This is a genomic window from Elusimicrobium sp. (assembly GCA_015062115.1).
Lineage (GTDB): Bacteria > Elusimicrobiota > Elusimicrobia > Elusimicrobiales > Elusimicrobiaceae > Avelusimicrobium.
In genome coordinates, this window is the sequence record SUVG01000004.1 from 1 (window position 1) to 23293 (window position 23293).

Annotated in this window: 19 protein-coding genes and 1 pseudogene; 18 read left to right on the forward strand and 2 right to left on the reverse strand. The window is 46.8% G+C overall.

The window, feature by feature from the left end:
• The first annotated feature begins 30 nt into the window (after positions 1-30).
• From E7027_03525 to E7027_03595, 15 genes are all read left to right on the forward strand, one after another.
• The gene (locus E7027_03525; GenBank protein MBE6421187.1) at positions 31-2244 is read left to right on the forward strand and encodes a tetratricopeptide repeat protein; all 2214 of its coding nucleotides are present in this window, start codon (positions 31-33) and stop codon (positions 2242-2244) included.
• 141 nt (positions 2245-2385) lie between these two features.
• Positions 2386-4332 (forward strand): hypothetical protein, encoded by a 1947-nt coding sequence (locus E7027_03530; GenBank protein ID MBE6421188.1) that lies wholly within the window; start codon positions 2386-2388, stop codon positions 4330-4332.
• A 53-nt stretch (positions 4333-4385) separates the two neighbouring features.
• Positions 4386-6002, forward strand: coding sequence for a hypothetical protein (locus E7027_03535; protein MBE6421189.1), 1617 nt, complete (start codon positions 4386-4388; stop codon positions 6000-6002).
• Positions 5992-6660, forward strand: coding sequence for a hypothetical protein (locus tag E7027_03540; protein ID MBE6421190.1), 669 nt, complete (start codon positions 5992-5994; stop codon positions 6658-6660). Before E7027_03535 ends, E7027_03540 begins: the two co-directional genes overlap by 11 nt.
• A 3-nt stretch (positions 6661-6663) precedes the next feature.
• Positions 6664-7512 carry a hypothetical protein gene (locus E7027_03545; protein ID MBE6421191.1) on the forward strand — a complete coding sequence of 283 codons (849 nt, stop codon included), beginning with the start codon at positions 6664-6666 and terminating at the stop codon, positions 7510-7512.
• Positions 7513-7546: 34 nt separating this feature from the next.
• Positions 7547-9142, forward strand: coding sequence for a hypothetical protein (locus tag E7027_03550; GenBank protein MBE6421192.1), 1596 nt, complete (start codon positions 7547-7549; stop codon positions 9140-9142).
• A 92-nt stretch (positions 9143-9234) separates the two neighbouring features.
• Complete coding sequence (locus E7027_03555) at positions 9235-10974, forward strand: type II secretion system protein GspE (protein ID MBE6421193.1); 1740 nt, start codon at positions 9235-9237, stop codon at positions 10972-10974.
• A gap of 24 nt (positions 10975-10998) precedes the next feature.
• Positions 10999-12231 (forward strand): type II secretion system F family protein, encoded by a 1233-nt coding sequence (locus tag E7027_03560; GenBank protein ID MBE6421194.1) that lies wholly within the window; start codon positions 10999-11001, stop codon positions 12229-12231.
• 9 nt (positions 12232-12240) lie between these two features.
• Complete coding sequence (locus E7027_03565) at positions 12241-12780, forward strand: prepilin-type N-terminal cleavage/methylation domain-containing protein (protein ID MBE6421195.1); 540 nt, start codon at positions 12241-12243, stop codon at positions 12778-12780.
• Between the two features lie 54 nt (positions 12781-12834).
• On the forward strand, positions 12835-13335 hold the full coding sequence (locus E7027_03570) for a prepilin-type N-terminal cleavage/methylation domain-containing protein (GenBank protein MBE6421196.1): 501 nt from the start codon (positions 12835-12837) through the stop codon (positions 13333-13335).
• 12 nt (positions 13336-13347) lie between these two features.
• The gene (locus tag E7027_03575; protein MBE6421197.1) at positions 13348-13929 is read left to right on the forward strand and encodes a prepilin-type N-terminal cleavage/methylation domain-containing protein; all 582 of its coding nucleotides are present in this window, start codon (positions 13348-13350) and stop codon (positions 13927-13929) included.
• Between the two features lie 8 nt (positions 13930-13937).
• Positions 13938-14489, forward strand: a complete 552-nt coding sequence (locus tag E7027_03580) for a hypothetical protein (protein MBE6421198.1) — start codon at positions 13938-13940, stop codon at positions 14487-14489.
• A complete protein-coding gene (locus E7027_03585; GenBank protein ID MBE6421199.1) occupies positions 14486-15178 on the forward strand; it encodes a type II secretion system protein in 693 nt (230 codons plus the stop codon). The genes E7027_03580 and E7027_03585 overlap by 4 nt, the downstream gene beginning before the upstream one ends.
• 8 nt (positions 15179-15186) lie before the next feature.
• Entirely contained in the window at positions 15187-15606 is a 420-nt protein-coding gene (locus tag E7027_03590; GenBank protein MBE6421200.1) for a hypothetical protein, read from the forward strand.
• Between the two features lie 8 nt (positions 15607-15614).
• Positions 15615-17258, forward strand: a complete 1644-nt coding sequence (locus tag E7027_03595; GenBank protein MBE6421201.1) for a hypothetical protein — start codon at positions 15615-15617, stop codon at positions 17256-17258.
• Between the two features lie 247 nt (positions 17259-17505).
• Here the strand turns inward: E7027_03595 and E7027_03600 are convergent, their stop codons facing one another.
• Positions 17506-18303, reverse strand: a complete 798-nt coding sequence (locus E7027_03600; GenBank protein ID MBE6421202.1) for a hypothetical protein — start codon at positions 18301-18303, stop codon at positions 17506-17508.
• A gap of 21 nt (positions 18304-18324) precedes the next feature.
• Positions 18325-18951, reverse strand: a complete 627-nt coding sequence (locus tag E7027_03605; protein MBE6421203.1) for a hypothetical protein — start codon at positions 18949-18951, stop codon at positions 18325-18327.
• A gap of 146 nt (positions 18952-19097) precedes the next feature.
• Between E7027_03605 and E7027_03610 the strand changes: the two genes are divergently transcribed.
• The 3 genes and pseudogenes from E7027_03610 (at position 19098) to lon (ending at position 23080) form a co-directional block, all read left to right on the forward strand.
• The gene (locus E7027_03610; protein MBE6421204.1) at positions 19098-19685 is read left to right on the forward strand and encodes an ATP-dependent Clp protease proteolytic subunit; all 588 of its coding nucleotides are present in this window, start codon (positions 19098-19100) and stop codon (positions 19683-19685) included.
• Between the two features lie 124 nt (positions 19686-19809).
• A pseudogene (locus E7027_03615) lies at positions 19810-19917 on the forward strand (prepilin-type N-terminal cleavage/methylation domain-containing protein).
• Positions 19918-20512: 595 nt separating this feature from the next.
• Positions 20513-23080, forward strand: a complete 2568-nt coding sequence (lon, locus tag E7027_03620) for an endopeptidase La (GenBank protein ID MBE6421205.1) — start codon at positions 20513-20515, stop codon at positions 23078-23080.
• The last annotated feature ends 213 nt before the right edge of the window (positions 23081-23293 follow it).

Here is a 23293-nt window from a genome sequence, read left to right on the forward strand (position 1 = left end):
ATAATCAGTAAAAATGTGGTTTTTTCCGGCATGATTGAAAGCAAAACCAACTATATTTTGTTGTTCTTGGTATGGGGCGGTTTGTGGCTTTTATTCCCGGCTCTTAAAACCAATCTTTCCGGCGAGGGATTGTTTTCGCATATTTTCGATTGGTATGCCCTTTTTATGTGGCTTTTGGGTATCTTTTTGGGCGTACGGGTGTTGAAAAAATTAACGCAGGAAAATATTTTGGTACTCATGTTCGTAGCCGTATTTTTGGCCTGTTGTTACGGGGTGATTCAGGCGCTCGGGTTAGAGTTTTTATGGCCGTTTGAAATCAACCAGTTTGCTACCAAAGCGTTTTCTACTTTCGGCAATCCGAACTTTCTGTCTTCTGCCGTTGTGATGTTATTGCCTGCTTTGCTTGTTTACTATATGCGTACCAACAGTAAAAAAGATTTATTTGTTTACGGCCTATTGGTGTTGGTTTATATTTTATTCTTGTCCTTCGGGTTGGCGCGTTCTTGCTGGATAGGGGCCGCCTGCGGACTTTTTATGATGTGGATGTTCGGCACGTTGCGTTCGCTTATTTGGAGCCGCAAAGGCCGCGTCTTTTTACTTGCTCTTCTTGCCGTGGGCGTAGGCTGGGGTTCCGTGTATTGGGACGGAGAAGATGCGCCCAGCCCGGTAGCCAAACGCGCGGTGGAACTAACGCAGGTAACGCCCTCCAATATTACATTGAAAGTAGATAGAAAAAACATCTTCCAATCGCTCCACCAGCGTTTGTTTATGTGGGATGTTTCCAAAGAAATTTTTCTTAGCCAACCCGTCTTGGGAAGCGGACTTGGAAATTTCCAAATGGCATTTGAACAAAACCAACCCAAAACTTTGTTGCGCCATCCCAATTTGCGCGAATTAAAAACCCTCACGCACGCGCCGCATAACGAACTTTTCTTCCAGTTGGCACAAGGCGGTATTGTGGGGTTGGGGCTTTTCCTGTTCATGTTTATGGTTCTCTTTTTGGAAGTGCGCGATTTTGCCGCTCACAAAAAAGAGGGGGATAAAAAACAACTTCTGCAAGCCTTATTCTGCGGTATTTTGGGTATGCTGGCGGACAATATGTTAAATATTTCTCTGCATGCCGTTGTACCGGCGTTTCTGTTTTGGTGGATCGTCGGGGCGGAAGTAAGCGGTGTGGGGAAGGAAGAGCGCCGGGTTCCTATTACCGCTAACCCCGTTACCAAAACGGTTGCCTTGGCGATTTTGGGTGTAAGCGTAGCCATTATTTTTTGGCAGGGACTCTGGTTTGAAAGTGAATACCGTTCTTTTGCCGGGCAAAAAAATGTGGCGGAAAAAGATTATTCGGCCGCTGTGGAAAATTTATCCGCTTCGCTGAATCTTTACCCGGCCAACACCGAGGCGGGTTTCCGTTTGGGTAATGTTCTTCTTGCCGACGGAAAATACAAGGAAGCCTTGGCTACCTTTGAAAAAACTATTTCCGCCGCATCGTATTACGAAGAAGTTTATTTCCATGCCGCTTTGGCCGCATTAGGAGCCAAGGATAATAAAAAAGCCGTTCGCTATTTAATGGAAAATTTGCGTTTGCATCCGTACAATCTGCAAGCCTACAGCCTCTTAAGCGAACTCCTTTACGAAGATGTTATTTACGCCGATGCGGACGCCTTGGCGTTAATGGAGCGCGGGTTGACCCTTTTCCCCTACGAGACGGGTCTGTGGCGCGTGGCGGGGGAAATTTATAGCAAACTCGGGGAAACCGAATATGCCAAAAACACCTACAAACGCGGACTGACGGTGGATACCTTGGACAAGGAACTGCTAAAACGCTTGGAAGCGTTGTATCCCAGCGGATCTTTGGATAGACCCGCCGTTATCGCTCAAGCCGCTCGTTTGCAACGCCACAGCGACAAGGCAGATAAATTTGCCAAAATGTCGCCCTACTATCAGCAACGCTTGCGTGCGGATATCGAAGATTATATATCCACTTATCCGCAAGATACGAACGGACAAATTTTGCTGGCACGGGTGCTTTCTTTATCCGGAAACGATATTAAAGCCAAGGAAGTGTTGGAAAGTGTCCTGCGGGAATATCCGGACGATTTGTGGGCCAACCTGGCCCTTTCCACCTTGTTTTACAAGGCGGAAGATGTGGAAAATGCCAAACGCTGTTTGGAAGATGCCCTTTTTTACTATCCGCAAAATGCCGTGGCGTTGGCGCGCATGAAGGCAATTTCGGTGAAAAAATAAGTAAAAAACATCTTCAAATCGTACGCGCGTGAAAAAAATAAAAAAAAGTCTCTTTACAAAGCGCGCTAAATTGCTATAATTCTAGTATCTGTGTTATTGCAAAGATGTAGGACGGTACACAGTAAGGGATAGGATTACCGAATGATAAAAACAAATAAATACTTCAATTATTTGGTTGTTTTTCTTTTTTGCTTTTCGTTGGTAAGCGGAAATTTTGTTTTTGCTGCCAGCCCTGCTAAGCAATTGGCAAAAGGTATTTCTCTATACGAGAAAAACAAAACCGAAGAGGCTATGGATTATTTCATTGAGGTTCTTGTCAGTGGAAATAAAGAACAAGTAGCCGAAGCCAACAAATATGTGGAATTGATTCACAACCGCATTGGTGGGATTCAAACTCCCGTGGAAGTTGATGTTCACTTCAAAGAAGGGGAAGTAAAATCTTTGGATGAAGTGACCGAAGCTGCCATCGTGGAAGCCCAACAACAGGCCGAAGCCGCCGCTGCCGAAGCTGCTGCCAAAGCCCAAGCGGCTAAGGAACAGGCCGAAGCTGCTGCCTTGGCAAAACAACAAGAAGTGTTGGAAGCCGTAGATGCGCAACAACAAGCCTTAACGGAACGCATCGAAGCACAACGCCAAGCTGCGTTGGACCGTGCCGAATCCAACCGCCAAGACGCTTTGCAAAAAGCCGCTGATGTAAACGAAGCCGCTTTGGAAGCCGCCACCGTTGCGGCTACCGTCGGTGATGCCGGCCTGACTCAAACCGCCAAAGACGATTTGAAGGCCGTAGAACAACAAACCTCTTCCGTTTTAGATGCTGCCCAATCCTCCGCGGCCGGAACGCCGCGGCAGGAAGGGGTGTTGACCACCTCTGCCGCGCCCGCCGAAACGGCCACTTCTACTTTTGTAGATTTGACGACTCCGGACGCAGTGGAAGCGCGTGAAATTTACACACGCCAAAAAATCGCCAGCATGACCGAAGCCGCTATCCAAAAAATTAACGCGACCGAAGGCGTGCATTTGTATTTCCGCGATAACCAACCCGATGCGTTGGATATTGACCCCGAAGTAATTTTTGACGGTAGCAAATTCCGCACCGAATCCTTGCCCTTACTCAATAACATTTATGAACTTTTGGCTCTTACTCAAGGAGCCGGTTATACCATTTTGCCTCCCGGTTCTTACACGGACGATGTAACTTTGCCCGGTATCCGTCAAGCGATGGCGTTGAATTCTTATTTAATTAACCGCGGTATTTCCGAAGGGAAACTGCACTACAATATGGGTTTGGTGGACGAAGAACCGCCGGCTCAGTTTGCCAACTTACACGGTCTTTCCATCGTGTTTGATTACACCGCCAAATTACCCACTAATTTAGAGAAAAACGAAAAGAACGAAAAAGCCCCGCTTCTTAGCATGGCCGTTGTTCCGTTGTGCCACGCGATTGATCGTTCTTTGGGTGAAGCGTTTGCTATCGATTTTTCCGTATTGGAAACCATTAGCCCTATCGATAACTGGATGTTACAAGTGGTACAACACGGACGCGACGGTAAATTTTATGTCGTTCGTCAGTTGGAAGGCTTTTCGCCCGTTTATCACCAAATTTTATGGAACGGCCGCAAAGGCATCATCGGGCCGGAACTTCCTTGCGGTAAATATACCTTAGTATTAACCGCGACGGATTTGAAAGGCGAAAAACAAACTTTGCGCCGCCGTGTAGTAGTAAAATGCTCGGAACAGAAAACCTCTTCTTGTTCCACCGGTTCTTGTTCGGCTAAAAAAGAATCTGCCGACGATATCTGCCCCAAATGCGATTACAAAACCGCTCGCTTGTGGGTAAAACCCGGTCGCACGATGAAAGCCGTTACCGTTGAAGAACCTGCGGCTGAACCGGTTGCCGTAACTGCTTCTACGGAAGTAACTGCCGATCCGTTAGCCAATGTGGCCCCGGCTACCGATGCCACGCCGCAAGACTTGATGGATCCGTTAGGGGCTGACCCGTACGCCATGAACGATGCGATGGCTCCGTTACCGCAACAACCGGTAAACAATCCGTATGATATGCCGTACGAAGAATATAATGCCAATTAATTTAAGGGGATATAAATAATATGAATCTTTCAGAAACGCTAATTGGCCAAAATATGAATACCCACCCGGATTGCTTGGGTGTGTATATCGGTCTTGATGAAATTTATGTGGCCCAAACTTCCAAGAAAGATAGTGGTATCGTTTTGGAATCTTTGGTGCGTGTGCCGATTCACTCTGTGGATAAAAGCAACTTAAAACCGCTTGATTTGAACGAGACTTTTTTCTCCATGGACAACTGGGTGGAAACGCTTAAAAAAGTAATCACCCGTAAAAAATGGAAAACAAATCGCGTGGTAATCAGTTTGGCTCCGGCCTTCTGCTTGCTTCGTCACTTTGTAATTCCGGCTGCCATTGAACGGAAAATGTGGAAAAGTTCTATTCCGCTCCAAGCGCGTAAGTATATTCATTTCCCGTTTGAAAAAGCAGAATACGCCTACCATGTATATGAATTTGAAACCGCCGCTACCAAGCAAAAACGCTTGGGCGTGGTGTTTGCTTTGACCACCAAACTCATTATCGAACGCTTACAAAAAGGCCTTAAATCTATCGGTTTGGAATTGATTTCCGTGGAACCTTCCAGCCTTTCGATGGGACGTGCGTTTAACGACAGCGATAAAGAAGCCGTCGGTCAAGGCGGACGGATTTACTCCTTCTTCGGTAAAGATATGGCCAGTTTCGTTTTCTTAAACGAAAACGCCCCTGTTCTTTTACGCGATGTGGAAATTTCCGGTTCTTTACCGGCCGAACGCCGCCGTTTCGAAATTACTAACTGCACGGAATTTATTGCCAAGCAGTTGGAAAAAGACCCGTTTGAAGAAGCCGTCATCGTCGGGCATGAAGTGGATCAATGGATTCCTGCTTTGGAAGCCGACTCCAAAAAGCCCGTTCGTAAATGGAATTTAAGCGAAGTGTATGGCATCGATACCCGCTCTGCCGGGGAAATTTCCGCTATTGGCGGAAGCATCAAGTTCTATGACCATAAAACGCCGGATATCGACTTTACCAAAGGAAACCGCTTAAGTGAATATGAATTTAACGCCAGTTTGACCGCGTGGAAAGTGGCCGCTGTGGCTGTTGTCATCCTTTTGCTTTTAATCGGTAAAAATTTCTTGGGTGTAAAGAAGGCGGAAAAAGAACTTCGCCAGGTGCAGGCTACCAATACCCAAACGATTGCCGATTTTGCGGGATTGACGGCCAGTCAAATCCAGGCCAATTTGGAAAAAATGAAAACCCAAAACTCGAACTTACAAGCGATGGATTCTTACGATAAAGTAATTACTCCGTTGCTGGTGGAGTTGGTGGATACGATTCCGCAAGGTATCTGGATTACCAAATTTTCCTATTCGGATCAGTTCCCTGCCAAAGGTAGCGGCGAAACCCGCAGTATCGTGATGGAAGGGGCTATTGAAACCGGGAAGGACGGTCGCGCGGATATTGCTTTAGCCAACCGCTTCAAAGATGACTTATTAGCCAAACCGTTGTTTCAAGCCGTTTGTGCTAACAAAGAAGAAGCCGTGCGCTTCAAAACTTTTGCCGGTACTGCCGGCGGCGGTGGAGGAAATACTTCTTCCGGCGGTGATGATGATGATAAAGATCAAAATGCGTTAAAGCAAACAACCTTCGTGTTGAACTGCTCTTCCAATGAAGGAGGTCGCACCTATGGCCGCTAATCTAAAGAATAATAAACACGTGGAAAACCTTAAAAAAGGTTTCCAGGATATTCAAACCGTAGCCCAAGAAGGCAACTTTAAGTTGTTTGCCAAACAATTGGTGGCTGTGGTGTTGGTATTCTTTGCCTTCAAATTTTTAACCGGTAAATTCCTGGAAAAAGAGAATAATTTGAGAGGGCAAATGGAAGCCATCCGTCTCCAACAAACCAATGAGCGTGAATATGAAACCAACAAACGCAAACTGATTAGATTGGAGCCGCGTTTCCCGGATATTTCCGGCAAGAACGAATACTTGGTTACCAAAATCTTGGAAATTTTCAAAGCAGAAAATTTAACACCCCAAGTAGAAAATAACCAAACCGAAGATACCAGCAATGCCACTTATGTGATTACTTCGTTGGGTGCCAGCACGGAAATGGACTTTCTTTCCTTTGCCGAATTTTTGGCCCGTATTGAAAACAGAAAGGATTTTCTAAAAGTAACGGAGGTTTCTATCGATAAAGATAGTGCCCCGGAAAATTTAGGAAAAAATAAAATTTCCTTAAAATTTAATACGATTTTCCCGAAAGAGAAAATTGCCAAGAACTTGTTCAAAGATTATGATAAACTTGTAAAAGAGATGCAGGAAGAAGAAGCTGCCAAAAAGGGGGGTAAATAAATCATGAGAAAACTATCCATGTTAATTCTTACGGGTTTGTTAGCCGCTCCGTTTGTATCGGCTCAGCAAGCCGTCGCTCCGGAAATGCCCGCTTTTGAAATCGCGGAAGAAACGGAAGTTGCCGTTGCTGCTGCACCGGCCCCGGTAGAAGTGGCTCCTGCTCCTGTTGCGGAAGTTGTGCCTGCTCCCAAACCGGCTCCTGCCAAAAAGAGAGCACGCCGTTCTTCCCGTAGAAGAAAAGCCTCCGCTAATGCTAATTTAACCGGCACGGTGGCTCCCGAAGCCAAAAAAGCGTTAGATGCTCAGGCAGAAGTATCGGTTTCTCCTGCGAAAGCTCCTGTTGCAAAAGGACAAACCGGAAATGCGGCCTTGGAAGCCGATATTGCCGTTGCTACGGCGAATACGGACAATACCCCCGGCGAAGGGGCAGTGGCTCCGCGCGAACCCGTAGCGGAAAATGCACAGCCGGTGGAAGCGCCGCGTGTGGTATTCAACCCGATTACGCGCCGCGACCCGATGTTGTCTCCGGACGATTTCTTGATTTTGCAGTATCGTGAACAGCAACGCTTGGCAGCCGAAAGAGCGGCCCGCGAGCGTGCTGAGGCCGAAGAAAGAAGAAGACGCGAAGAAGCCGAACGCTTGCGTCAACTGGAATTGGCCCGCTTGAAAGATCCCACCCGCGAAGTACGCCACCGTATTCATATCGGTGGTATTATCGGGAAGGAAGTGTTCATTGGCAGTAAAGTATATACAATCGGCAACCGCGTGTTGGGTGCTAAGATTGTTGAAGTTCGCCCCGATGAAGTGGTATTCTCTTATAAAGGGCATAAATTTGTTCGTAGAATGAAGTAATAGTTTCACATTTAGGTAATTCACAGGAGGATAGATGATAAATCGTTTAGCAGTTGTGTTGGCAGGTGTGGCTGTGCTTGGAGTAGGTTCCACGGCTTTTGCCCAAACCCAAACCCTTCCCAGCGACAACACCATTGCCGTCACCGAAAAAACAACGGTAAAATTGTCCGGTGAAACCGATCTGTACAAAGAAACGGAAGTTTCTTCCCCGTTGGATCGCACGGTATCCATTCGTGTTTCCAATGTACCGATATCGGCTTTCTTGAACAGTATTACCACGCAGGCTAAAATTAACTTCATTATGAGCGAAGAATTCGCGAATAAAAAAGTTACCGCCTCTTTGACTCGCGTGTCTGTGCGTGAGGCGTTGGATACGTTGCTTCGTGTTCATGGTCTTGCTTATCAGCGCATTGGTAAGAGCGACAGTTACGTAGTAACCAAACGCTCCAACGATGCTCCGGATACGATCACCAAGATCTATACGCTTAGCTACATTTCCTTGCAAGGCATTGGTTCCGCTTCTAGCGAACTTAACAGCATTATGCCGCAAGATGTATCTACCGGCGGTGGTTCTTCTTCCTCCGGTTCTGCCGATATGTCTGCCGGTGGTGGTATGGGCGGTATGGGTGCCGGTGGTGCCGGCGGTACGGATTCTTACAGCGGCGGTGCGGAAATTACTGCTATCGTTAAAAGCATGCTTTCTCCCGTGGGCCGTATTGCGATTGATCCCCGCACCAACAAACTCATCATTACGGACGTGGCCGAAGTATTCCCGCAAGTGGAAAACATCTTGGCCGAATTGGATATCAAACCTCCGCAAATTTTGATTGAAGCCCAAATCGTCGAAGTCAGCAAAACCAGCGGTTTAAGCCTCGGTTTTGAATACGGCGGCGACGGCGGCACCATGGTTGCGATGACCGGTCCCAAACGCAAAGTGGACTACGAATACATCAAAGGCCAAGGTGTAAAAGGTTGGAACTACATTTTCCCGACCAAAGAACAATTAAACAGCAACGGTGGCATGGGCGGCGATTCCGGCAGCAGTTCCTCTTCTTCTTCTTCCAGCGATGAGGGCGAAGATGAAGGCGGTTTGTTGGACTTCTCTGCTTTCAACATCGTGCTCAAAAGTTTGCTTACCCGCGGTGAAGCCAAATACTTAGGTAAACCGAAAGTGGTAACCTTAAACAACAAAACGGCTACCATCACCACCTCTACCGATGCGACCGTCGGTCAAACCATGAGCCAATCCGGCAGTGGTTCCGGTGAAGGTATGACCACCACTTCTGCGGAAAGAAAACGCGTAGGTCTTACCTTGCAAGTTACTCCGCAGGTAAACCGCGAAGGGTATGTAACCCTTTACGTGCAACCTTCTTACTCCGATGTAGTCAGCTCCGGCTTCGACTACTCCAAAGACACCACCACGCGTGCCGCTTCCACGCTCGTTCGTGTGAAAAACGGTCAAACCGTGGTTATCGGTGGGTTGTTGACTTCCCGCGAAACGGATCAAACCCGCAAAGTTCCGCTTTTGGGTGATATTCCGATACTTGGTTGGTTGTTCACCAGCAAAACGAAATCTAAAAGCACCACCGACTTGGTTATCTTCATCACACCGACCATCTTGGCGGAATAACAGTAGTTTATTTTGTAAAATGTGCCCTGTCCCCGGCTTCAAACGGGGACAGGCACGTAGCGTATAATACAAGGGTTTAAGAGGATTAGGAAATGGCAAAACAGTTGACAGAAATTTTAATGGAATCGGGTATTTTGGACGCAGAACAAGTAAAGCGCGTTCAGCTCTTTTCCAAACAGAATAACGTAACCGTGGCGGAAGCCATCGTAAAATTTGGTTTCGCGACCGAAGAACAAGTAACGGCTGCGCTTTCTAAACATTTTGCGGTTCCCTACGCTTCTAGAGAAAATGGAATTTTGGTTCCCGAAAAGGAACAAAACCTGCAGGAAATTATTCCCGAAAAATTTGCGCGTGAAAATATGGTTATCCCCTTGTTCGTGGAAGAGGACGAACTGGCTGTAGCCGTATTGGATCCCACCAACGTATTCTTGCTTGAAAACATTAAAATGATGTCCGGCAAGCAAGTGCAGCCCTTCTTGGCCAGTAAGAGCCAAATGTTAAATGTGTTGGATGCGTTCTATTCCAATAAAAACCTTTTGGAAGAAGTCATGAACGAAGCCGCCAAAGGCGAAGCTGCCGGATCTGCCGAAGGAACCGACGACGATGTAGATGTTTCCGGTTACTTGGACTTGGATAAAATAAATGCCAACTCTTCCCCGTATGTAAAACAGGTAAACGCCATTTTGCGCCAGGCCATTGCCGAGCATACTTCCGATATTCACTTGGAAATGTTTGACGAACGCGTTTCGTTGCGTTTCCGCATTGACGGTTCTTTGTACGAGCGTTCCGCCCCGGCGAAGGAATCTGTAAACGCCATTATTTCACGTATTAAAATTTTGTCCAAATTAGACATCGCTGAAAAGCGTTTGCCGCAGGACGGAAGTTTTACCATCCGTTATCAAAACCGTTCCATCGAAGTCCGTGTGTCTGTCTGTCCCGCCGTATATGGGGAAAAACTCGTGCTCCGCGTACTCGACAGAGGGACGGGAAACATGACGGTAGATAAACTCGGTTTCGAACCGGAACAGAAAAAAGCCTTCTTGGAGGCTTCCAACTTACCGCACGGTCTTATTTTCTTGACGGGGCCTACCGGTTCCGGTAAATCTACTACCTTAAACGCGGTACTTACCACCATTAAATCTCCGGAACTCAACTTTATGACCTTGGAAGACCCGGTAGAATACAAATTGGACGGTATCAGCCAAGTGCAGGTAAAAGCCAATATCGGGCTGACCTTTGCGGCGGGGCTTCGCTCCTTCCTTCGTCAGGATCCTGATGTTATTCTGGTGGGGGAAGTCCGCGATAACGAAACGGCCGAAGCGTGCTTGAAAGCCGCGTTGACCGGTCACTTGGTGCTTTCCACCTTGCACACCAACGAAGCGTTGGGTGCTATTCCCCGTTTGATTGACATGGGCATGGAACCCTTCCTGTTAGCCAGTTCGTTAGCCTTGGTGGCGGCGCAGCGTTTGGTGCGTATGCTTTGCCCGTATTGCAAAGTGCCGCATATCCCGGATCCGGCCACTTTGGCCCGTATTATTAAAGAAGGGCATTTAAATCCGCGCGATCAAAACTCCTGGACTTTTTTCAAATCAGTAGGTTGTCCGCGTTGTTTCGGTACCGGGTTTAGCGGTCGTCGTGCTATTTACGAAGTGTACCGTATGTCCGAAGAAATGCGTAACATCATTTATAAAACGCAGGATTTGGTGGCCCTTAAACAAGCGGCTGTCCGCTCCGGGGCGCTTAACTTGCGCGCAAACGGTTGGCGCAAAGTAATCCGCGGGCAGACAACTATTGATGAAATCTTGAGTATTACTACGTCGGACGACGAATAATTTTAGTTAGTAAGAAGAGGGTTTATGCAAAAATATACATATACAGTAAGGGACGCGAACGGTAAAACTCTAAAAGGTTCTATCCAAGCGGACAACAGAGAAAAAGTGATTTTAGCCTTGCAGAATAAAGGCTACCTGGTGCTTGATGTAAAAGAAGGCACCGGCGGCGGTTTGTTTGGTGGCGGGGGTGGATCTTCTCCCCGCAAGCGTGGGGGGAAAGTACCCGGCCACGTGCTTGCCTTCTTTGCCGAACAACTTTCCACGCTTATCGCGGGCGGTGTTCCGCTCGTGCGTGCGGTTTCGTTGTTAGGGGAATATGCTTCTAACCCGAACTTGGGGGTTGTTCTTTCCCAAGTTGCTAAAGATATTGCCGGCGGTCAGTCCTTACATACGGCCCTTTCTCAGCATCCCAAAACCTTCAGCCATATTTGGTTGTCCTTGGTACAAGCCGGGGAAGTGGGCGGTCAGTTGGCCGATACTTTGATGCAGGTGGCTCTCTACACCAAGACGCAGGAAGGTATGAAGGGTAAAATTATTACCGCTATTACCTATCCGGCGGTGTTGGGTTTTGCTTCCGTGGGCGTACTTGTGTACTTCATTGTCGGGATCGTACCGACCTTCGCCCAAATCTTCAAAGATTTTAACATCGAACTGCCGTTGATTACCGTTTTGGTACTCAATGTTTCCAGCTTGCTTATTAACCATGCGGTACTGCTTATTGTAGGTACGATCGGGGCTATCGTCGGTTTCCGTTTCTATATCAAAACGACTGACGGTAAAAAACGCTGGCACTCGTTCCTCATTTCCATGCCGCTCTTTGGAAACTTTTTGAAGAACATTTACTACGACCGCATGCTTTCTACCATGTCCACTTTGTTAAGAAGCGGTGTAACCATTTTGAACGCTATTTTGGTATTGGAAGAATCTTTTGATAGCAATGTCATTATTCAAAATGCGCTTAAACATGTACGTGCCGAAGTGGCGGCCGGTAAATCTATTTCCGAATCTTTCCGTGCCACGGGGGTTTTCCCGGGGTTGATGACGGAAATGATGCTGATGGGTGAAGAGTCCGGTAAATTGCCCAGCATTGTTGCGACGCTTTCCAAGTTCTATGCCGATAACGTAGATCAGTTTATTGCGCGTTTCTCCGCAGTAATCGACCCGATTCTTATTTGCGGTATCGGTTCGTTAATCGGTATTATTGTAGCGTCCATCTTCTTGCCGATTTTCAAACTTTCCCAAATCGGCGGACAATAAGGAGATTGTATGAGAGAATCTAACAAGGGTTTTACTCTACTGGAAGTTTTAATTGTTGTTGTCATTGCCGTATCTGTGGCGGCGTTTGGCGTTCCGGCTTATAAAAAAAGCCAGGAACGCAACCGCTATTTGGCGGCCCAAGGGGTGCTGATGGATTTGGGAAATGCTGTGCGTACCTTCCGCCAAGATTTGAAAATTGACTGTATATCTAACGACGTTGCCGTCAAAACTTTCCCTTATTCCACGACTGCCGTGCAGTTGGCTTATTCTTGGCAAAAAAATACCCAAGAAGGGGATTTGTCTTCCCTTACGACTAATGCTGCTATGGGAGCCGCCATGTTTACGCGCAAGTATTTGGCTCCTATTCCGTTTACTTCCGGGAGCACTTTTAAGGGATATACTTTTTTCTTGTGTCCGCAAACTACTTCGTCTTCCTCTTATTGTTGCGGGGGAGATTCCACTGTAGTTGCTTGTACCCGTAATACCAGTTCCACGAACTATCAGTGGGCCCGGTATCATAAAGACGGCTCCATTACGCAAAGCAACTAAGCGCCTTGACAAGCGCCCAAATGCTTGCAATACTTATAAATAGAGGGAAATTCTATGCGTAATAAAAAAGGTTTTACATTGTTGGAACTGTTAATTGCGGCCACCATTATTGGTACGCTTGCCATGTATGCTACCATTTCTTACCGCAACAGTATTTTTGAAACGCGTTTGGCAGAAGCCAAGGCTCGTACCGAAACGGTGGCCAACGCCTTCCAACGTTTTGATATGGATTATCCGGGATCCAGTATGAGCGGTGCTATCCTTAATACTAAAAGAGGAACTTGTCCCGAAAATCCCGGTGCTTCCACCAATGCGCAAGATTTGGTTAACTGCGGTTACTTAGAAGAAGGAAATTGGAACACGGAATATTTTGACATCGTTCCGTGCCGCAAAAATAATCCGCCCTCGGTTTGTCGTGAGCTGATGGATGATGCTTTGGCTTGTTTACAAACAAGCTCTACATTGAATAAAAAAATTCCTGAGCAGTACGAAGGTTACTTATATTGCATCGGTGAAATTACCGGGCCGAAAGAACGTTTAAGCAGTGCCAGTTAAAAAGGAATTCTTATGAAGAAAGGTTTTACGTTAATGGAAATGTTGGCAGTAGTGATGGTAGTGGCGGTGATTGTATCTATGTCCGTCCCTGTGTTTCGTACGGTTCGTTACGAAATGAAAAACTCCCAAGCCAAAGCGGCGGCCAAAAAATTGGCTGAATCCATGCGTTCTTTTTATCAATCCAGTAGAGGGCGCTTGGTGGAATCTGCCTGTTTTAACCCTACTGATACGACGGGTAATCAGCTTATTCTTACTCAAGCAAGTGATTGTAATTTAGATTCCGCTACCGGGATTCCCAATAAAAATGTCACCACAGCGGCGGATCTGGAACAACTGTTTGCTTGCGGGTATTTGTCTTTTAAAGATTTTGCCTCTTTGCCGTACCATTTCTGCACTTGTAACCCGACGCTGTCTCCCTCGGGACAGAGTTCTTTTTGTTCGGTGTCGGAATTTACTTCTACGGTAAAACCGTATGTAGTGGCGTATGGAGCGGGTAAAGCGGCCGGTTCTAAATTTAATAATAATGATAAAGCCGTAGGCGGATACCACATTTATGTGGATCACAATATGCGTGCTTTGGATAACTTAGATTAGGGGTGTTTATGAAAAAACTTTTGAAGCGTATTTTTCGCAAAAGAAAAGGCGTAACCATTTTGGAAGGCTTGATTTCTTTGGGTCTTTTGGCGTTGGTGGCCTCGGGGACGTTCGGGGTACTCCTTTCCATATCCCGTCAAGCCTCCAGCCCGGATATCCGTGAGGAAATGGTGTGGGCGGTGGAACGCGCACACGAGCAACTGCAAATGTATGCGTCTGAAATACAATCAGCCAGGGGGGTTGAATTTTCTTTAGCTAACGGCCTTTGCGGAAATGCGAGTGTGAATCGGGTGGTCGATAGTAATCCTCTTTCCAACACCACTCATGACATTAAATGTATGCTTCCGGCTATTTGCGATGTTTCTAATTCTTCGTTTACCTATAGTGTTACCAGCAATACGGTTTCCGTGGCGGAGCGTAGTTATGCTAATTCTTATACGACTACATCTGCTTATGGATATGAAATGGTAGGCATGGTGGCCGGTGGTTCTGCGGGGGTTTCTACTGCTCCGGTAAGAAAAATTGAATTTTCCATTACTTGCAACGGGTTTACTTTATGATGAATAAAAAAGGTTTTACGCTTACGGAAATTTTGCTTGCGGTGATGATTGTTGGCATCATCGGGGTGGCGCTTGCTTCTTTGACGACGGCAGCCTCCCGTGAATCCGGGATTGGGCGCAGCAAAGTGATGATGCGCAACAACTTATCCCTTTTTATGCGTATGATGCGTCTAGATGTGCAGAATACCACCCGCGTGCTTTACAAGAGCGGAGAAGTTTCCGGCGGAACCTCTCAGGTGCCGCTTCTTGCATTAGGGCAAAATGTAGATTTGCGCGGGCAACAAGTAGGTGACAACGCTCCTACAGTTGTGTTGTACTGTTTCCAACCCGGGAGCATTACAAAAACCACTTCCGGCGCTACGGTAGTGCCGAGCGGATCGAAAGACGGCGGCTCCATTTATCGTTATGAAGTACCCTATGCCAGTTATTCTGTTTCTGTGGGCGAGCCGAATTGCCCCAGTAGCGGCGGAGAAGAAATTTTAAGTAATGTAAAATATATTCCGTCTTCCAGTGAATATCCTGTTCCGTATATCGGGCCGAGATATATTCCTACAGTTTCTAATTCCGTCAGAAGAGATTTAGGTTCTGTTATTTATGTAAATATTATCACGGAACTTCCCAGTAATCCTGTAGTAAATGATGTAATTCAGGAAGATTTGGTTGTCCGTAACGGTTTTAGTATGAATTAGGAGGGGTTATGCTAAAAAATCAAAAAGGTGCCGCTTTGCTTCAAGTTTTGTTAATTACGGTAGTGCTTGCCGGTATGGCTACCATGTTGTTGCGTGCCAGTTTATCCCGCACTTCCGGTGCCCGCCAAACGCGCCGTTCCGTGTCCTCCCAACTTTACATCAATGCTTGTATGGCAGAAGTAAACACCTTCTGGACGCTCAAAAGTCCCGAAGCCTATGCGCGTGATATGCAAGCCTGCATTATGCACTGCGCGGACGGGGCCGACCCGGACGGGAACGGTGCTATTTCTGTCTGTGCTGCCGCAAAACAGGTGAAAAGTTATACTTGTGAAAACGGTGTGGAGGCTGAATTTATCGAAAATCTTCCTGACGGCCGCTGCAGATTGGAATACAAAATTCCTACCAACTCCTCTCTTGCCCACTTATAGGGATTTGTATGAGAAAGTATCTCCTGCTTGTGCTTTTAAGTGGATTGGCGGTTTCTTCCTTTGCTCAGCGTAAGTCCGCCGCACCCGGGGTATCTTCTTCTATTCGGGTTTCTACCGCGGTGGAGGCTCCGCAGTCCAATATTGATTTATTAAAACAATCTTTACAGTCTTCCGGTCAAGTAGCCGGTGTGGCCGAAAATGCGCCGGCTTCTTCCGCTAAGCCTTCTCCTGCCACTACACAACCTGCTGTTTCGCCTGCTTCCGCGTCCGCTTCTGCCGCCTCTGCGGTTCGTGCGGTTGTTTCGACCCCGAACACATTGGATATGCCCCTTGAAATGGGCGGTTCGGTGCAAAGTGTGCAAACGACCGTAGAACCCGTTAAAAAGCAACTTTCACCCGAGGCGGCTAAACGGGTAGAACAAGCCAAACAAAAACGCGAGGCGGGCCAAAAAAAGGCAAAAAAGCCTACTCCTACGCCGTTAGAGAAGGATATCGAGCGTTCTAATTCCCTTTTGCCTCCTTCCCAACAGGTTCCTGCCGCCGAACCGGAAGAAGATTCTGCCGAAGAGGCCGCCGCCGATGCGGAATTGGAATATGCGGTTCGTATGTTGGAAAAATCGCGCGAGGCCATGGCCGCGGCTGATCGGTATATCCCGCCGTCTGCCGCCCAAAATAAACCGAACAAAGTTCCCGCGCCCAACAAGAAATTTAACCCCAATGCCTTCCGCCCCGGGGTTACTTGGCAAGCCAGTAAAAGCACTCATTTTGATATCTACACGCAAAAACGTTCTTCGGGCATCAGTTCTTCCAATATGTCCATGACTTTTGAGTCTTCTTACCAAACCTTGCGGAGATTTATTCCGTGGATGATGTCCGGTCGGGTGCGTGTGTTTGTGTACCAAGACCACCAATCTTACCTGCGCCACGAGCCCAATGCCAAAGCTTGGACGCGCGCGCTTGCGTATCCTACCCGCGGAGAAATTGTGGTATATGACGAGCCGGGCAAAAACCAAGAATTAAAAGAAGTTTTTACCCACGAACTTACCCACATTTTTACACAGCAATTTTTTGATAAACATAAAACCGGGCGTATTATGACACCTACTTGGCTGGACGAAGGTTTGGCTGTTTTACTGGAAGACCAAGCCTATAACGGCATGAAGGGTGGCCCGTGGGCACAAGATTTTAAGACCCTTAATTTCCAGCGTGACCCCTCCGGTCAGGTAGCCAGCTTCGGTTCCACCTCCATGTTCGGCCCTTCCAAAGGCAAACGCCTTACTTCCAAACGAGCCGGTAAACCCGTTTATTTTACCTCGTTTGAAGCCTTTATGCAGGAAGGTTCCTTAGAGGCGGCCGAAGGACGCGGAAAAACACAAGATTGGTATTTTCAAGCCTACACAATGGTGCGTTTCCTGTTGAATCCGGCTGGGGGGGCTTCTCCTTCCAACCGTATGCAATTTGAACAGTTTACGCGTCTTTTGTCCCAAGGCGAAGCCGTGCGCGATCCTTCTACCGGGTTTTTGGTAAAAGATTCAAAAGGTAAAACGGTTTACGAGCCTTACTCGGTAGAAAAAGCACTGGGAAAAGCCTACCGTTACGGAACAATCGCCAATTTTGAAGATAATTTCTGGCGATGGGCCGGCCGCGAATAATTCTTTTTGCATTTCTAAAGCCCCGCAGTCTTAAACCTGCGGGGCTTTTTTGTATGTATGGAGAGCATTGGAGTAGCAAGTAAAAGGGGGGTATCCTCTTATATGTACGGGAAAGGGGCAAGTGCCCTCTTAGGATAAACTCCTGTACATAGCGGTTCCCCGATAATGTGTCTGTTGGCGGTTATTTAACAAAAGAAAACTCCCCGTCCGTTTGGGCGGGGAGGGAAGATTTATGTATTAAGAAGGATTATTTTTTGCAGGTATGGGGTACGCCGTGGAATCTTTTATCAACGGTTAACTCAGCACCGCATTTATCACAATGGGTGGCGGGCATTTTAACTTCCGTGTTATCTTTTGCTACCGGGGTGGCAGAGCAAAGACCGATTCCGTGGGTAGCATCGCAGTGTTGTCCGGGTTCGGTAATGGCTTGGCCGCATCTGTGGCAAACGGGAGCTTTTTCTTCTGCATTTGCTTGCGGGCAGGTATGGGGTACACCATGGAATCTTTCATCAACGGTTAACTCAGCACCGCATTTATTGCAATGAGTGGCCGGCATTTCTACTTCCGTGCTATCATCTTCTTCCGGGGTGGCAGAGCAGAGGGCAACATGGCCGGTGGCACTGCAGTGTTGGTGGTCTTCAACGATTTCTTCCCCACATCTGTAACAATAGGATTTCTCTTCTTTGGTTTGTTTGCAATAATGTTTGCAACCATGGAATCTTTCGTCGTCAATGGTTAATTTTTCTCCGCATTTGGGGCAGTGGGTAATGTTGGCATTTGTATATACTACGCCTTCTTGTTCAGGGGTAGGCGAACATAAACCCGTATGATTTTTTGCAGAACAGTGTTGTCCTGCATGGGTAATTTCTTGCCCACACGCATGGCAAACCGCTTTTTTGGCTTCATCGGCTTTTTTCTTGGCTTCCATTGCTTTTTGAGCTACGGCACGCACTACTCCGACCGGAAGAGCGGGGGATACCAGTTGGGCCTTAACGGTTACACAGGCCACTAACAATAAAACTAAAACTAAAGTAATTCTTTTCATATATTTACCCTAATTTAAAATTTAAAAACCTTCTTCTCCCGTAAGACCACCCATCAAGACGGTGGAGATAAGGGAAACTTCTTCTTCGGTTAATTTGCCGGTTTCAGTCAAGTAGCCCAAAGAAGTCATGAAGGCAGAGAGTTTAACGATTTCTTGGCTGATATTGTTGGGAGTAAGTTGGATATAGTTAAGTTTTGTATCTAAATCTAATTGTCCCATACCAATCAACAACGCAACTGTTCTTTGGAGTTGTTCCGGGCCGGCTTCGTTAATTTTGTTGAAATCCAAGGATTGAATAATCGTTTCGGTTAAGGTATTCAAGCCCGCTTCTAAAGCATTTTCAATCGGTACCAAGGTGGCTTCTAATTCTTCATCGGAAACTTCTTCTTCATTTTGAATTTTTACCAAAAAGGATCCCAAGCGTTTCAAGGGATCAGCCACATGATTTTCCATCGCTTGAATAATGTCTTTATCGGAAGCGGTGGTTTTTTTGTCCGTTATGCGTTGGGAAAATTCTTGAAAGAAAACACCAACGGCTTGTTGGGTTTCCGTTTGAATAATTTGTTCTTCACTAATAGGGCTTTGTGCAAAAGCCATAGTAGCGGTTAAGGCGGCTACGACGGTGATAACTAGTTTTTTCAGGTTCATAAATCCTCCTATAAAATGTCCTTCTTACTATAATCATAATAAATAAACCGCTAAAAACCAATAAGTCTTTAGACCTAATTGCCGTAGAAAAAAGACCTATAAAAATTATGGGCCCTTTTCGTTCAAAATGTACTACAATATACAATATGATTATACCTACTATTATTGAAAAAAACGTCGGTTATGATATTTTTTCCCGTCTGCTTAAAGATCGCATCATCTTTGTAGGCGGCCGCGAAGGCGAGGTGGACACCGCCAGTGCCAATATGATTATTGCCCAACTTTTGTACTTGGACGCGGAAGACTCCAACCGGGAAATCAACCTCTACATCAACTCTCCCGGCGGTTTGGTAACGGCCGGCCTTGCCATCTACGATACCATGCAATTTATCAAAGCCCCCATTACTACCATTTGTATGGGCCAGGCCATGAGTTTCGGCGCCGTGTTGTTGGCCGCCGGTTCCAAAGGGCGCCGCTATGCGCTGCCGCATTCCCGCATTATGATTCACCAACCCCTCATTTGGGGCGGGGGGATTTCCGGTCAAGTAACGGATATCGAAATTGAAGCCCGCGAACTGCGCGACAGCAAAGAACACTTGCTTGATATCTTAGCCAAACACACCGGCCAAGATAAGGAAAAAATCCGTCAAGACAGCGAACGCAACTATTATATGTCCGCTCAAGAAGCCAAAGAATACGGATTGATCGACGAAGTGTTGGAACTGAAAAAATAGTCTTTGTTTGAGATAAAAAGGAGGCAAAAGAAAAAATTGCCTCCTTTTATATACAAGGCTTGAATGTTTCTCTTTTTACCTATATACTATTTCTATCTGTAACTTTCCAAATTACGGAGATTTGATGAAAAAGGGTTTTACTTTGATAGAACTTTTAGTCGTAGTGCTAATCATTGGTATCTTATCTGCCGTGGCGCTACCTCAATACCAAAAAGCGGTATATAAGTCCCGCATAGGTGATGTGTTTAATGGGTTCCGGGTTATTCGCCAAGGTATGGAAGCGTATTATTTGGCTAACGGTACTTGGCCTACCGCTTTGGAAGACTTGGATATTTCCGTTCCGCAGGGCGATTGGCAATATGAACTCGTCAATGCAACCGGGGGCGAAAGTTCTTTGTGGCCCAACCTCAAGCAACCCCGGGGAACTGCTTCCATCGCCGCGTGGAATACCAAATTGGGTGGCGGATATGGTAAAGGGGCTATCTTTTATTCTATCCCGAGCCGCAATAAAACCAATCCCGGCGTATTTTGTTGCTTGTGGACAGAACAGTTTTCGGCCAAATTCGGAGAATTTTGCCGGGCAAACAAAGGCCCGACTACTTCTGTCGGTTCTTGCTATACGGGCACGAAAGTGCCGATTCGGGCGGAATAAAAACAATACGATTTAAAAGTTGCTTCCGGGCCAACAGGCTTGGAAGTTTTTTTATTGTTAAATTAAAATTAGCACTCTTTTTAATTTCTTGCTAATTTTAGAACGATTTGATACAATATACATAAGTAATACCGGGCTTGGAAGTAAAAGAGCCCATACGAAAGAGGGTAAAATAATGGAAGAAATTAAAAAAACTACACTTTCTTTACCGACGGTAGTGCCGGCTGTTGCCATACGCGATGTGGTAATGTTCCCGGGGATGAGCCTGCCGCTTTCGGTAGACCGCGAAAAATCTGTTGCCGCGGTGGAACTGGCACTTAATACGCCGGAAAAATACATTTTGGCCGTATCTCAAAAAAATGCGGATATTGATGATCCGCGCGAACAGGATATTTACCATTTCGGTGTGATTGCGCAAATTACCCAAAACCTGAAAATGCCGGACGGCTCCATGAAGATTTTTCTTCAGGGATTGGCCCGCGCACAAGTGCATAAACTGGAAATGAACCTGGCGGCTAACTCTTGGTTTGCCACCGTCGATTATATCGAAGAAGAAGATGATAATTCCCCGGTGGTGCAAGCCTTGATGCGTAAAGTGCTTGATGAATTTGACCACTATGCCCGTGTATCCCGCCGTATTGCGGTGGAAGGGGTGTCTTTTCTGCGTCAAATCAACGATGCTTCCAAATTGGTAGATACCGTAGCCTCCAACATGGTGGTAAAAACGGCCCAACGCCAAGAAATTTTGGAAGCCGTACACATCAAAGACAGACTGGAAAAAATCTTAAAACTTATTACCAGTGAAGTGGAAATTTTGGGACTGGAAGAAAAAATCCACTCCAAAGTTCGTGCGCAAATCGAAAAAAACCAAAAAGAGTACTATTTGAACGAACAAATGAAAGCGATTCAAAAAGAACTCAGCCAAAAGGACGACTTCCAAAAAGAACTCGACGATATGCGCGCCAAAATCAAAAAGAACGGTTTGCCTCCTCACGCCAAAGAAGCCGCCCAAAAAGAATTGGATCGTTTGGCCAAAATGGCGCCCTTCTCTCCCGAGGCTACCGTTTCGCGCACTTATTTAGATTGGCTTCTCAACATGCCGTGGAACAAAACCACCGAAGATGTGCTGGACTTAAAGGAAGCCAAAAAGATTTTGGACGAAGACCACTTCGGTCTTGCTAAACCCAAAGAACGTATTTTGGAATACTTGGCTGTCAGCAAATTGACAAACTCCCTACGCGGGCCGGTGCTTTGCTTTGCCGGTTCCCCGGGGGTGGGTAAAACTTCGCTTGCCAAGTCGATTGCGCGTGCCATCGGGCGCAAATTTGTGCGCATGAGTTTGGGCGGCGTGCGGGACGAAAGCGAAATTCGCGGGCACCGTCGCACCTATATCGGTTCTATGCCGGGGCGTATTATCCAAGGCATCAGCAAAGCCAAAAGTTCCAACCCTGTGTTTTTGTTGGACGAAATTGACAAAATGGGTTCGGACTGGCGCGGAGACCCGGCGGCGGCCTTATTGGAACTATTGGACCCTGAACAAAACAAAGAGTTCAGCGATCACTTTTTAGATGTTCCGTTTGATGTATCCAAGGTTATGTTTATTACGACGGCCAACTCGTTGTCGCATATTCCTACCACCTTGCGCGACCGCTTGGAAATCATTGATTTCGACGGTTACACCGAATACGAAAAGCACGATATCGTGGATAATTATTTGCTTCCTAAACAAATGAAAATTCACGGTGTAAAACCGGGTCAGTTGGAAGTAGCCCGCGAAGCGGTCGCCCTTTTGATGCGCGATTATGTGCGCGAAGCGGGCGTACGCAACTTGGACCGCGAAATCGGTTCTTTGTGCCGTAAAGCCGCCAAGATGTTGGTGGAAGGTAAGAAAAAAGTTTCCGTTACGCGCGAAAACCTGCACGAATTTTTAGGTGTGCCCAAGTATTCCAACTTTGCCACCGAAGAAAACGGCGTGGGTATTGCTACGGGCCTGGCCTGGACGAGCGTGGGCGGAGAAACCTTGTCTATCGAAGCCACCAAATTGCCGGGCAAAGGGCAACTTATTTTAACGGGTATGCTTGGAAATGTGATGAAGGAATCCGTGCGTGCCGCTTTAACTTATGCCCGCAGCCGCGGTTACGGAGCGGACTTAGATTTTGATAAATTGGATTTCCATATCCACTTCCCCGAAGGGGCTGTGCCGAAAGACGGCCCGTCTGCCGGCAGTGTTATTACCACCGCGTTGACCAGTTTGCTTACGGGGCTTCCCGTAAAGAAACGCTTGGCCATGACCGGCGAAGTAACCATTACGGGGCGCGTGCTTCCCGTCGGCGGTATTAAGGAAAAATTCCTCGCCGCCTACCGCGAAGGGGTCAAAACGATTCTCTATCCGCACACCAACGAAAAAGATGTGTCCGAAATTCCGCAACGGGTACGCAAGGAACTCACCCTTATTCCCGTAAAACACATCGACGAAGTGTTGCCTTTGGCGTTGGAAGGGTGGAAGGAGTTTTCCGCTCAAAAGGAAAAAACCTCCGCTAAAAAAGCGTCTTCCAAAAAAACGGCAAAGCCTGCCAAGAAGGCCGCCAAAAAAACGGTGAAACCCGCAAAAAAGGTTGCCGTCAAAAAGGCCTCTCCCAAAAAAGCACCCGTCAAAAAGACCGTTAAAAAAACGGTAAAAAAATCGGTGCCGGTGTTTGGGAAAAAGAACGGGGCTAAAAAAGCCGTCAAAAAACGCAAATAAAAAAGCCTTAACTTTTCCGTTAGCCGCCCGGTAAAAACAAACCGGGCGGTTTTTTGTGTAAAAGAAAGGCCTTCTAAAATATCCCGTATAAAAGGGGTAACCGCCACAGCAGGGTTTGGGACTGTAGCGGTTTAGGATAAAATCAAAATGTTCTCTATATTACTAGAATATCAATTGCCGCTGGTAAAAAAAAGGGTCTTTGGGCCCAATGCA

Coding starts and splice junctions, on each gene's coding strand:
- E7027_03545 (MBE6421191.1), top strand. CDS start 6,664: ATGAGAAAACTATCCATGTTAATTCTTACGGGTTTGTTAGCCGCTCCG.
- E7027_03585 (MBE6421199.1), top strand. CDS start 14,486: ATGATGAATAAAAAAGGTTTTACGCTTACGGAAATTTTGCTTGCGGTG.
- E7027_03565 (MBE6421195.1), top strand. CDS start 12,241: ATGAGAGAATCTAACAAGGGTTTTACTCTACTGGAAGTTTTAATTGTT.
- E7027_03610 (MBE6421204.1), top strand. CDS start 19,098: ATGATTATACCTACTATTATTGAAAAAAACGTCGGTTATGATATTTTT.
- E7027_03590 (MBE6421200.1), top strand. CDS start 15,187: ATGCTAAAAAATCAAAAAGGTGCCGCTTTGCTTCAAGTTTTGTTAATT.
- E7027_03540 (MBE6421190.1), top strand. CDS start 5,992: ATGGCCGCTAATCTAAAGAATAATAAACACGTGGAAAACCTTAAAAAA.
- E7027_03560 (MBE6421194.1), top strand. CDS start 10,999: ATGCAAAAATATACATATACAGTAAGGGACGCGAACGGTAAAACTCTA.
- E7027_03600 (MBE6421202.1), bottom strand. CDS start 18,303: ATGAAAAGAATTACTTTAGTTTTAGTTTTATTGTTAGTGGCCTGTGTA.
- E7027_03570 (MBE6421196.1), top strand. CDS start 12,835: ATGCGTAATAAAAAAGGTTTTACATTGTTGGAACTGTTAATTGCGGCC.
- E7027_03525 (MBE6421187.1), top strand. CDS start 31: ATGATTGAAAGCAAAACCAACTATATTTTGTTGTTCTTGGTATGGGGC.
- E7027_03580 (MBE6421198.1), top strand. CDS start 13,938: ATGAAAAAACTTTTGAAGCGTATTTTTCGCAAAAGAAAAGGCGTAACC.
- E7027_03555 (MBE6421193.1), top strand. CDS start 9,235: ATGGCAAAACAGTTGACAGAAATTTTAATGGAATCGGGTATTTTGGAC.
- E7027_03550 (MBE6421192.1), top strand. CDS start 7,547: ATGATAAATCGTTTAGCAGTTGTGTTGGCAGGTGTGGCTGTGCTTGGA.
- E7027_03595 (MBE6421201.1), top strand. CDS start 15,615: ATGAGAAAGTATCTCCTGCTTGTGCTTTTAAGTGGATTGGCGGTTTCT.
- E7027_03575 (MBE6421197.1), top strand. CDS start 13,348: ATGAAGAAAGGTTTTACGTTAATGGAAATGTTGGCAGTAGTGATGGTA.
- lon (MBE6421205.1), top strand. CDS start 20,513: ATGGAAGAAATTAAAAAAACTACACTTTCTTTACCGACGGTAGTGCCG.
- E7027_03535 (MBE6421189.1), top strand. CDS start 4,386: ATGAATACCCACCCGGATTGCTTGGGTGTGTATATCGGTCTTGATGAA.
- E7027_03605 (MBE6421203.1), bottom strand. CDS start 18,951: ATGAACCTGAAAAAACTAGTTATCACCGTCGTAGCCGCCTTAACCGCT.
- E7027_03530 (MBE6421188.1), top strand. CDS start 2,386: ATGATAAAAACAAATAAATACTTCAATTATTTGGTTGTTTTTCTTTTT.